General features: G+C 37.6%; 9 protein-coding genes and 1 other RNA gene. 6 read left to right on the top strand and 4 right to left on the bottom strand.

The window, feature by feature from the left end; translation table 11 throughout:
- Positions 1-449: 449 nt before the first annotated feature.
- From ACQKIH_RS10230 to ACQKIH_RS10205, 6 genes are all read left to right on the top strand, one after another.
- Positions 450-1,712, top strand: coding sequence for a ribonuclease H-like domain-containing protein (locus ACQKIH_RS10230; protein WP_427765667.1), 1,263 nt, complete (start codon positions 450-452; stop codon positions 1,710-1,712).
- 127 nt (positions 1,713-1,839) lie between these two features.
- Positions 1,840-2,133, top strand: coding sequence for a cell division regulator GpsB (gene gpsB, locus ACQKIH_RS10225; RefSeq protein WP_057982334.1), 294 nt, complete (start codon positions 1,840-1,842; stop codon positions 2,131-2,133).
- Between the two features lie 62 nt (positions 2,134-2,195).
- Positions 2,196-2,577: RNase P RNA component class B (gene rnpB, locus ACQKIH_RS10220), an RNA gene on the top strand.
- A gap of 82 nt (positions 2,578-2,659) precedes the next feature.
- Positions 2,660-4,408 carry a putative bifunctional diguanylate cyclase/phosphodiesterase gene (locus ACQKIH_RS10215; protein WP_427765695.1) on the top strand — a complete coding sequence of 583 codons (1,749 nt, stop codon included), beginning with the start codon at positions 2,660-2,662 and terminating at the stop codon, positions 4,406-4,408.
- A gap of 6 nt (positions 4,409-4,414) precedes the next feature.
- On the top strand, positions 4,415-5,554 hold the full coding sequence (locus tag ACQKIH_RS10210) for a THUMP domain-containing class I SAM-dependent RNA methyltransferase (protein ID WP_427765663.1): 1,140 nt from the start codon (positions 4,415-4,417) through the stop codon (positions 5,552-5,554).
- 305 nt (positions 5,555-5,859) lie between these two features.
- Entirely contained in the window at positions 5,860-7,761 is a 1,902-nt protein-coding gene (locus tag ACQKIH_RS10205; RefSeq protein WP_427765661.1) for an ATP-dependent DNA helicase, read from the top strand.
- A 91-nt stretch (positions 7,762-7,852) separates the two neighbouring features.
- Here the strand turns inward: ACQKIH_RS10205 and ACQKIH_RS10200 are convergent, their stop codons facing one another.
- The 4 genes from ACQKIH_RS10200 to ACQKIH_RS10185 all read right to left on the bottom strand — a co-directional run bounded on the left by ACQKIH_RS10200 (position 7,853) and on the right by ACQKIH_RS10185 (position 10,796).
- A complete protein-coding gene (locus ACQKIH_RS10200) occupies positions 7,853-9,511 on the bottom strand; it encodes a b(o/a)3-type cytochrome-c oxidase subunit 1 (protein WP_057982343.1) in 1,659 nt (552 codons plus the stop codon).
- Positions 9,492-9,989 carry a cupredoxin domain-containing protein gene (locus ACQKIH_RS10195; protein WP_057982345.1) on the bottom strand — a complete coding sequence of 166 codons (498 nt, stop codon included), beginning with the start codon at positions 9,987-9,989 and terminating at the stop codon, positions 9,492-9,494. Before ACQKIH_RS10195 ends, ACQKIH_RS10200 begins: the two co-directional genes overlap by 20 nt.
- Positions 9,990-10,019: 30 nt before the next feature.
- On the bottom strand, positions 10,020-10,142 hold the full coding sequence (locus ACQKIH_RS10190; protein ID WP_269084183.1) for a hypothetical protein: 123 nt from the start codon (positions 10,140-10,142) through the stop codon (positions 10,020-10,022).
- 198 nt (positions 10,143-10,340) lie between these two features.
- The gene (locus tag ACQKIH_RS10185; RefSeq protein WP_057982347.1) at positions 10,341-10,796 is read right to left on the bottom strand and encodes a chemotaxis protein CheX; all 456 of its coding nucleotides are present in this window, start codon (positions 10,794-10,796) and stop codon (positions 10,341-10,343) included.
- Positions 10,797-11,014: the final 218 nt, after the last annotated feature.

Raw genomic sequence — 11,014 nt, 5'->3', positions numbered from 1 at the left:
GGCAAAATTAAAAGGCATGAGCCCGATACACTATCGAACTCATACCCAATTAGCTGCCTGAAATAACCGTGTCTAACTTTAAGGGGTCACTTCAACGCAAGTTTGGAAACGTACTAAAAAGCCGCGAATGTTGTTAAATCAACGTTATTTGGCTTTTTTTATAAATATTTTTATACGATGTTTTATGCACTTTCTTCAAAAGTCAGTTATAGCAATATTTTAGTGGTGTTCGGGACACAGCTGAACGATCGACTTTAATGAATAAAATTATGCATATTTCTTAACGTTGTAAATCCGCATTTTTTTGAAGCTACTCTTTTCTTTTTTCTTAATCTCTCATTTAAAATTAGACATGCTAATATGAACTTAATAATATGGTAAGGTAGAAGTAATAAACTAGAATCAATAATTATGTTTTTCCAAGCTATTAAATGAAATGATGTGATGACATGTCTTATGAAATTAAAATATTACAAATGAAAAAAATGCTCGGAAAAAAATCCAATCAAACAGTGGAAAAGTCCGAATTTATTAAACCTGCAAAGCCAAGTTATTTACAACAATGGCAACAAGCTGGTCTTGAAGTAGTAGAAAATGATTTTGGCGTGCTTTTAAAAAAGGAAGTCCGTTATGCGTTCGATTATAAACACGGCGATTATGAGCTAGGTGAATTATATGCTTCTATGGAACGTTGGGCAACGCAGCAAGAGGATCATCCGTATGCCCTTAGCTTTGATGAAACACTTGTCTTTTTCGATACGGAAACTACGGGCTTAAAAGGAGCAGGTACACATATTTTCTTACTTGGTTTTTTAGAGGTGCAAGAAGACGAATTTGTGCTGACGCAATATGTGCTAGCCGATCCGTCCAATGAAGCAGCGTTTTTATTTGAATCAAAGCTGTGGCAAAGAAATGTCACAATGATTACGTACAATGGTAAAAGTTTTGATTGGCCGCAATTAGAAGTGCGGTGGACATTAAATAAGCAACATATCCCGAAATTAAAGATACAGCGCCAAGTTGATTTACTTCATAGTACAAAGCGGTTATGGAAAGATGACTTACAACAGATGAAACTGACGCAAGTGGAGCAAGATAAGCTTGGATTTCATCGGCAAGGTGATATCCCTGGTCATTTAGCGCCTATCATTTATTTTGATGCTGTGAAAAGTGGGAATGCGACGACGTTAATGAAAGTTTTGACGCATAATGAATGGGATTTATTATCGCTCATTACGTTATATATCCATTCCACGAAATTGCTACTTGATGAGGTTGGACAGGAATCTGCGACAACGTATACGAATATTGGGAAATGGTTTGGGGATTTAAGAAAAAAGAAAACAGGTACAGAAATTTTAACCGCAGTAACTGAGCAGTTTTCACAGGAAGAGGCTGGATTCGCTCATTATTATTTAGCTTTTGAATTAAAACGTAATGGCGATTATGAGCTCGCGACGAAAGCATTTCAAACTGCTTTACACGCATTACCAATGAAAAAACAAGTGCAAGCGTATGAACAGTTAGCGATGCTATATGAGCATCAGTTGAAAGATTACAAGCGTGCTTCTATATACGCAGAGGCTGGATTGGTAGTAGTTAAAAGGATTTTCTATGCGAAAGATAGCCAACAACAACGTCAGCTTCACAATTGGCATAAGAGGCTAAACCGTCTAGAAGAAAAAATTTCGAAAGTAGCTAACGGGAAATGAAGAGGTATTTCCCGGGCAACCGCAAAGTTTGACAATTTTTTTAAAGATAGGTGCAACAATAGGTATGAACAGTCGTTCCTATGCTATAATAGTGACAAAGAAGTTGCTTGACGGAAGGACGATCATTATGGATATTAAATTTACATCTGACTATATTTTAGAAAAAGATTTTAAAAAGAGCATGAAGGGTTATAATGTTGACGAGGTGGATCAATTTTTGGATTTGATTCGTGAAGATTACGATACTTTTGCAAAGAAAATAGCTGCATTAGAAGAAGAAAATGAGCGCCTGCAACAGGAGCTTAATAACACGAGTAAAAGACCGGCTCCAGTACCGGCTACAAATAGCACAAATTTTGATATATTAAAGCGACTTTCCAATTTAGAAAAACATGTTTTTGGAAGTAAACTATACGAATAGTTAGACTTTTAAAGGAATGATTGTGTTTTCAATAGGATTCACGTATACTAATTAATGCATCAATACTCAGGTAATCGCTGCGATCCATTGAGGTCGTAGAGGAAAGTCCATGCTCACACGGTACTGTGATGTCCGTAGTGTTCGTGCTACTTGAAAAAATAAGAGTAGGCAAGCGTAAAGCTTGACGGCGGAAGGAACTCCTAAGTCATTTTGATATGGACGAAACTTTCTGAAAGTGCCACAGTGACGGAGCTTATAATGAAAGTTATAAGGTGGAACGAGGTAAACCCCATGAGTGAGAAACCCAAATTATGGTAGGGGCACTCTCCTGAAGGAAACGAACAGATGGAGGGACGGTATTATTACCGTAGATAGATGATTACTACCTGGTCGTACGAGGCGAAAGCCGTTTGAGTACTCAGGAACAAAACATGGCTTATTGATTATTGATGCTTTTTTGAACAAATAAAAAGGCTCTCCATTTTACAGTGGAGAGCCTTTCTTATAGAAAATAAAGGTGAAAAACTTGAGCGAATCGTGTGCAAACTTATCAACTGTCCAAGAGTTATCAATTACCCAGTATCCAAATGTCTTAATTGCTAAAATATTTGAAAACATTGCAGAAGGTATTATGATTACGGATAAAAATAAACGCATTGTGAAAGTAAATGCAGCATTTGAATTCGTGACAGGTTATAAAAAAGAAGAGGTAATCGGTGGTTCCCCACGTATACTACAATCAGGTATACATGAAATTTCATTTTATTTAGGAATGTGGGAAAAAATTGATGAGATTGGTATGTGGCAAGGGGAAATTTGGAATCGTCGAAAAACAGGAGATGTCTATCCTGAATGGTTGACGATTATGGCTATAAAAAATGATGCTGGTGAAGTGACTAATTATTGTGGGATTTTTACGGATTTATCTGAGCGAAAAATCGTTGAGCATGAATTAGAAAAGAGAACGCTACTTGATACATTGACAGACGTATGTAATCGATTTGCTTATTCGGAGCGCATGAATACGTTACTTGAATCAACATCAAAAATGACACAGCCAGCACAACATGCAGTTTTCATATTGAACTTAGATCGTTTTAAACAAATAAATGATACACTTGGGCATGCCGTCGGAGATCAATTGCTCATCGAAGTATCGCAACGTATTAAAGGGTTAATTAAAAATAAAGATATATTAGCACGCTATGGTGGCGATGAGTTTGTGATTACGTTAACGAATATTGTTCATCCGCGAGAGGCTGCTAAGTTTGCCGAGCAAGTTATACATGTAATTGAACAACCATTCATAGTGGACAACCACGAAATTTTCATATCAACGAGTATCGGTATTAGTATTTATCCAGATGATGGTATGACAACAGAAGAATTACTCAATCGTGCGGAAAAAGCGATGTTATTTTCAAAAGGTAATGGCCGCAATTGTTTCTCTTTTTATTTTGATGAATTAAACACGGATTCAAAACGTGTGTTATTGTTGGATAGTGAATTACGTAAGGCGATAGAAAATCGTGAATTTACGTTAGCATATCAGCCAAAAATTTGTGTGCAAACAAATAAAATTGTTGGGGTTGAGGCGTTAGTTCGCTGGACCAATGATAAACTAGGCTTTGTATCCCCCGCAGAATTTATAGAATATGCAGAAGAAACAGGGTTAATTATTCCGTTGAGCGAAATCATTTTTGATTTAGCATGCCAAGGGAATATGAAGCTGTTAAATGCAGGTTATACAAAAATTCCAATTGCTATAAATGTATCAAGTATTCATTTCCAGCAACAGGGCTTTTTAGAATCCATTCAAACGATTTTAGAAAGAAATAATACATCTGCACTCAATTTTGAGATTGAAGTAACAGAGCGCACTGTGATGAACAATGCTGTTGAAACGGTGAATAAACTAGTTAAACTGAAGCTCCTTGGATTTAAGTTATCCATGGATGACTTTGGTACAGGTTACTCGTCATTGAGTTATTTAGTAAAGTTCCCATTAGATGTATTAAAAATTGATCAGAGTTTTATCCAACAAATTTGTATACTTGCAGATAAGCAAGCAATTGTAGATGCCATCATACAAATGGCACACCGTTTAAATATGAAAGTTGTTGCAGAGGGTGTTGAAACGAAGCAGCAAGCAGCATTATTAAAAGAGCTTGGATGCGATTTCATTCAAGGTTATTATTACAGCAAGCCATTACCAATGGACGAGCTATTTGAATTTATTCAATTTTGGGAAATCGACCATCAAGAAAGGGTATAACAACTTATGACAAAATTTCAATTAGTCGCAACCGCTGCAATGGGTTTAGAAGCAATTGTTGCAGATGAAGTACGCGAATTAGGATATGAAACACGTGTGGACAATGGCAAAGTATATTTCGAAGGCGATGAATTAGCCATTGCACGTACAAATTTATGGTTACGTGTAGCAGACCGCGTGAAAATCGTCGTTGCACAATTTCCAGCACACACTTTCGACCAATTATTTGAAGGGGTAAAAGCCATTGAATGGGAGAAATTTTTACCTGTAGATGCCGCATTCCCTGTTTCGGGGAAATCAGTGAAATCAAAATTATTTAGTGTGCCAGATTGTCAGGCGATTACGAAAAAGGCGATTGTTGAACGCATGAAAATCGCATACAAACGACTTGGATTTTTAGACGAATCAGGGGCAACGTTTAAGCTTGAGATTTCGATTTTAAAAGACGTGGCAACAGTGACGATTGATACATCAGGTGTCGGACTTCATAAACGTGGCTACCGTTCACACCAAGGGGAAGCGCCGTTAAAAGAAACATTGGCTGCTGCACTTGTTAAAATTTCAAAATGGTCACCGAATCGTCCATTCATCGATCCATTTTGTGGTTCGGGAACAATTGCATTAGAAGCTGCAATGATTGGCCAAAATATTGCACCAGGCTATAACCGTGAATTTATTTCGGAATCATGGCCATGGATGAAGCAAGCTATTTGGGACAAAGCGCGTGATGAGGCAGATGAACTAGCAAATTATGATCAAGAATTAACGATTATGGGTACGGATATTGACCATCGTATGGTGTCCATTGCACAGGAAAATGCAGTTGAAGCTGGCTTTGGAGATATTATTACATTCAAACAAATGCAAGCAACTGATTTTACAACGCAGTTTACAGACGGTGTTATCGTAACAAACCCTCCGTATGGTGAGCGTATTGGTGAAATCGAAGAAATCGAAAAAATGCTGCGTCAATTCGGTCAAGTGATGCAAAATTATCCAACATGGTCTGTTTATTTACTTTCTTCAATGGAAGATTTAGAAGTCCATTATGGGAAAAAAACGACGAAAAAACGTAAGCTGTTTAATGGATTTATTCGTACAGACTTATACCAATTCTGGGGTCAAAAGTCAAAAGCTCAATTTTAACTTGATTCAGCTGAATCAAGTTAAGCCCCTGCGGATGTCACAGATTTTTTTCGAGCTTGCTCGAAAAAATCTGGACTAAAGTTAGCTGAAGCGTAATTGATTCAATAACGACTACATTAGCGATAAACTAATGTAGTTTTTTTCTTGTTATTTCATATTATCTATGTATGATTTCATATCATTTTATAGTATAATGTAAAGTACGGAATTTTTTCGGTGTATAAATAAAGCTAATTATTAATAAGGCATTGCGCGGGAGAAGTAACAAGATTTCTTCCGCTTCATATTGAGGGGGCAACGTTATTTTGAGAAAATCTTTACCATTTGAACTTTCTAAAGAGAAGTCCTTTTTCGAGTCGCTAGGCGATTGGATGGGCGATGTACTTTATGATGAATTACCTGAAAAGGGTTTTGAATGCCGTGATGAACAAATTTTTATGGCGTATCAAATAGAACAAGCATTAAAAGAAAAAAATGTCCTTTTTGCTGAAGCTGGAGTAGGGACGGGTAAAACGATTGCCTATTTATTACCAGCTGTATCGTATGCGCGCTATACAGGCAAACCCGCTTTAATCGCGTGTGCCGATGAAACGTTAATCGATCAACTTGTCAAAGATGGTGGCGATATTCATAAGTTACGTGATGTGCTCGGTTTAGATATCGATGTCCGATTAGCAAAATCACGCGACCAATATTTATGTTTAAAGCGTTTTGAAGAAGCAGAAAAGAATGAAACGGACGAATGGATTGATGAAATTTCTGTTTCTATTCCAGATGGTGTGTATGCACAAGGTAGTATGATTTCAGTGAAGCCATACGGAGATCGTTCTGATTATTCAACCGTGAGTGATGAAGATTGGGAAAAGGTCAACTACAATTCTATTATGCAATGTGCTGTTTGTGATTTGCGCAATCGTTGTGGACAAACACTTCATCGTGCGCATTATCGTAAATCGACAGACTTAATTATTTGCTCTCAGGATTTCTTAATGGAGCATTTAGCAACAAAAGAATCCCGTGAACGTGAAGGGCAGTTACCATTATTGCCAGAAGTGTCGATGATTGTACTTGATGAAGGGCATTTATTAGAATATGCAGCACAAAGAGCGTTAACTTATAAAGTACAAGCGTATACAATCGTTGAGATTCTAGAGCGACTAATGGTGGATGGTGTTCGTGAACGTACGCTATATTCGATGGAACATTTACAAGATCATCATGAATTGTTTTTTGACCAATTACGTGAAGATGTTGTCGCGTCAGAGGAAGATCGTAAGCGTATTAACAAATCGGAGCGTCTAATTACATTAGGTAATAAAATCATTGCCAATGTAGAGCAACTGCTAGAGGAATTTGTATTCGAATCCGAGCTTTATATGATTCCAGAATATGAGCTAAATATGGTAGAAGAATTTTTAGAGCATTATGTAGCAGCGATTCGTATCTTTGTGGCACAAGGAGATGCAGTTGATTGGTTAGAAGATACAGATGATGAAGAAACATTAGTCATCATGCCTCGATTAATTACGGATGTATTAGCAGAAACATTGTTCTCAAAAAAAATGCCGATTGTCTTTTCATCTGCAACGCTATCTGTCAAAAAGGATTTCAGCTATATTGCATCAAGCCTTGGAATCGCATCATCTCAAAGCTTTAGCGTCCCTTCACCATTTGATTATGAGGAAGTAATGAAAATCTACTTGCACGAACTGGAGCAATCTAAAAAGGTAGCAAAAGTAGAACAGTTATTGCTAGATAAGAAAAAGACGTTAATATTATTTAAGTCAAAACAAGCAATGAATCAATTTAAATCACAGTTAAGTATGATGGCGCGTTTAACAATCGCTTTTGAAGGTGATCGTGAGCTTTCATCAATTGTCCGTGATTTCCAAAACGGTGAAATTCAAACACTATGCTCGTATCATTTATGGGAAGGGTTGGATTTACCGGAAGAAGCGTTAACGCGTGTCATTATTTTCGATTTACCATTCCCACCGCATGATCCATTATTTGATGCGAAGCGCTCGTTTGCCCAAAATCCATTTGAGGAAGTGGAGCTGCCATTTATGCAGCTGCGTTTACAGCAAGGGATGGGTCGACTAATCCGTACATCGAATGACCACGGAGATATTCATATTTTATTAAATGAAGAAGAAGTGAAAGTGAAATCACACTTCTTGGCCATTTTAGCTGTGGAGCCACAATAATGTAAAATAAAGCATCCATCAATCTCAATTAGAGAGAGATGGATGCTTTTTCATGTAACTACCCTTAGTAAGAGGGGAAGCTCTATTCAAATCACCACGGTGTAAATCCAGTAGATCCTAGTGGTGAATTACGCAGAATATCAATAATTGGCATCGTATAAGCAAAAATAATTAAAGCTGCTACAATAACCCCCCAGAACTTAAAGTTTTCTAAAATAGCAGGTGTTTTTTCTGCACCAGGTGCTACTTCAGCAACTGGGAATTCTTCATGTCCTTTTGGTGCGAAGAAGGCTAATTGAATAACGATATACGTAACGATGATGATTGCTACGAATAAAATCGTACCACCAACTGCTTGTGCGATTGCATATGGAATCCATTCAGCAGCTTGTTCAGCACCGCCATACGTTGAATAATCCGAACGACGAGGGGCACCCATTAATCCGACAACGTGCATTGATAATGACATAATGCTCATACCAATTGCCCATAATATCCCAACGTAAATCCCAAGCTTATTTAATGCAGGTGTTAAAACACGTCCTGTTAAATGGGGGATTAAGAAAAATGCGACCCCGAAGAATGTTAAGATAACAGTAGTTGCGACTGTTAAGTGGAAATGTCCTGTTACCCAAATTGTATTGTGGATCAGTTGGTTCATTTGATAAGATGCATTGACAATCCCGCCTGCACCACCTGGAATAAATGCTAACATCCCTATGAATGGCAGGAGGAAGCGTGCATCTCCCCACGGTAATTTTTTAAACCAACCAAGAACACCTTTACCACCAAGTTCACGACCGCGTAATTCAAACGTCGCAAACATAGAGAATGCAGTCATTAATGATGGAATGATAACGAAGAACGTTAATGTAACTTGAACGAACTTCCAAAATCCATCAATACCAGGTTCAGTTAACTGATGGTGAATACCTACTGGGAAAGAGAATAATAAGAATAAAATGAATGAAAATCGAGCTAAAGAGTCAGAGAATATTTTCCCACCGACAATTTTTGGAACAATTGCATACCATGCCATGTAAGCTGGTAATAACCAAAAGTAAACAAGTGCGTGACCGAAATACCAGAATAATGTACGCGTTAATAATACGTCCACGCGAGTAATTAATCCGAGTGACCAAGGTAATAATTGGAATAAAACAGAAACGGCAACACCTAAAGAACAAGTTACCCATAACAGCGAATTGACAAAGGCCATATACGTTAGTAGGGGAGAAGTTTGCCCCGGATTCTCTTTTTTCCATTGGAAATACTTCATAAATTGCGGAACACATAATAGCCAAGAACCGACTACAACAAGTGTTAATCCTAAATAGAAAATCCAGTGTGCTTTTAATGGTGCATAAAATGTATAAAGGACGGTTGCTTTATTTAATAAAACCATTGTGGAAGCCATTGCCGTACCAAGAACCATTAACCAAAAGCCGATCCAACCAATGTTACGTTGCTTATCTGTTAAAGGACCTGCTGTACGACTGACCGCAGCAATTTGGAAACCTAATATGAAAAATGTCGTTAAAATTAAACCTAGTAAAATACCGTGTACTGTTAAAACTTGATAGTAGCCAATTTTAATGCCACCTGGAATGGTAAACTCACCAGAGCGAACTAATACTTGGAGTAAACCTGCAAGACCACCAAGGAGTAATGCAATAAATGCAACATAAATATTCGCCATTGCAAGTTTCGCATCTTTTGGAGCTACATTTTTAATTGATGCCTGTTGCATTTTCGTCCACCACCTTTAACATAGAATGCATCGCTGTATGTCCTGTACCGCAATACTCATTACATACGATTAAATACTCACCCGCTTGATTCATTTCTGCAATGTATTCAGAAATATAACCAGGCTCTAGCATCATATTAATGTTGGTGCCAGCTGCTTGGAAGCCGTGAATAACGTCTTTTGTTGTCGCAGTGAATTTTACTTTTGCGCCTAAGGGAACGACGATTTCAGGTGGGTCGTAATAGAAAGCAGAAGCGACAATAACAACTTCATAATCCCACTCTTTCCCTTCTACTTTATGTACGCCTGGATTATTAAATGGTGCAATTTCATCGACTTTCTCGTAGTTGATCACTTTTTTCGAGTTGTTTGGGTGAGTCCCGTTATGGAATGCGCCGACGCCTAAAATAATTAAAAATGCCACTAAAGTCCCACATCCGAAAACAAGCCACCACTTTTCATACTTGTGTAAGTGCATAGAAGTTACCCCTTTCCCGTTTTTCTTTTTTTACATACGTCCCATAAATAGGTCGAAGCAATAGACCCACAAAATGACAATGACTGCCCCGACAGAAAAAGTCATATAAAGCGTGCCTTTTAAATTGTCGTCTTCTTTTTTTTGCTTACGCATCTTTTCACACTCCCTATTGGAAAATATGTTGCATCTCTACCTTCATAATATAAAAAGTAAAATTATGGTGAAGTGAGTTTTCTCACTTTAAATGTTCTGAAATGTGAAAAAAGTGTGAAGGAATTTGGGGGGGCGGTATGATTGGATTCGAAGGAAATAAAAAAACACGTAAATAGATTACGTGTTTCACAGTCATTATTAATCGGTATCTATCGTATACAAAATGGAAATATTCCCAGCACCTTCTATAGATGCAGGTAGGGTAAATGCTTGTTGGAAACCGTATAATTTAGTATTACCAACCATTACTGTAGGGGGCGTAATATCGAGTTCGAGCTCGTATTGCCCAGCATAAGTGCATAAATTACCTGCAATCATATTCCCGAATTCACCAGTAAAGGACTCAAGCATCTCCCCATCTAAAGGCATGCCAAACATGGCAGAACCAATAGCGCCAAATATTTCAGGTGTCCCATCTATAATAATACGCCCTTTTAGATCACCAACCAGCCCGATTAATACACCCATCTCTTGCTGTATATAAGGTTCCACAGTAACAGAAGGAGATTTTACATCAATATCCATTGGTAAAATCGTTTTTAATGAATGGATTGTCCCGTTCAAAATTGTTTGTATATGCTTTGAAGTACTCAAAGTAAACGCACCTCTCTCCGACTTTTTCTACATCTTACCATGTGACTTTAGTAGATGTATAGAGGACAAGTGTACATATTTTTACATTCATACAGTGAAAAACGCCCAGTTTGGATTGACGAATGAAATACTTTTCGATTATAATGAGAGTGATAATTATTATCAACTATATAAAGGTGGTGTGCATGGTGCTTTTTACATTTGTAGGAGTGACAGTA

It is taken from the genome of Solibacillus cecembensis (assembly GCF_050272495.1).
Taxonomy (GTDB): Bacteria; Bacillota; Bacilli; order Bacillales_A; family Planococcaceae; genus Solibacillus; species Solibacillus cecembensis.
This window is presented reverse-complemented; position numbering and strand designations above follow the sequence as displayed.

What these genes read in the sequence shown, in the direction of transcription:
- ACQKIH_RS10230 (WP_427765667.1), top strand. Translation starts at nt 450, where the DNA reads ATGTCTTATGAAATTAAAATATTACAAATGAAAAAAATGCTCGGAAAA.
- gpsB (WP_057982334.1), top strand. Translation starts at nt 1,840, where the DNA reads ATGGATATTAAATTTACATCTGACTATATTTTAGAAAAAGATTTTAAA.
- ACQKIH_RS10210 (WP_427765663.1), top strand. Translation starts at nt 4,415, where the DNA reads ATGACAAAATTTCAATTAGTCGCAACCGCTGCAATGGGTTTAGAAGCA.
- ACQKIH_RS10190 (WP_269084183.1), bottom strand. Translation starts at nt 10,142, where the DNA reads ATGCGTAAGCAAAAAAAAGAAGACGACAATTTAAAAGGCACGCTTTAT.
- ACQKIH_RS10200 (WP_057982343.1), bottom strand. Translation starts at nt 9,511, where the DNA reads ATGCAACAGGCATCAATTAAAAATGTAGCTCCAAAAGATGCGAAACTT.
- ACQKIH_RS10195 (WP_057982345.1), bottom strand. Translation starts at nt 9,989, where the DNA reads ATGCACTTACACAAGTATGAAAAGTGGTGGCTTGTTTTCGGATGTGGG.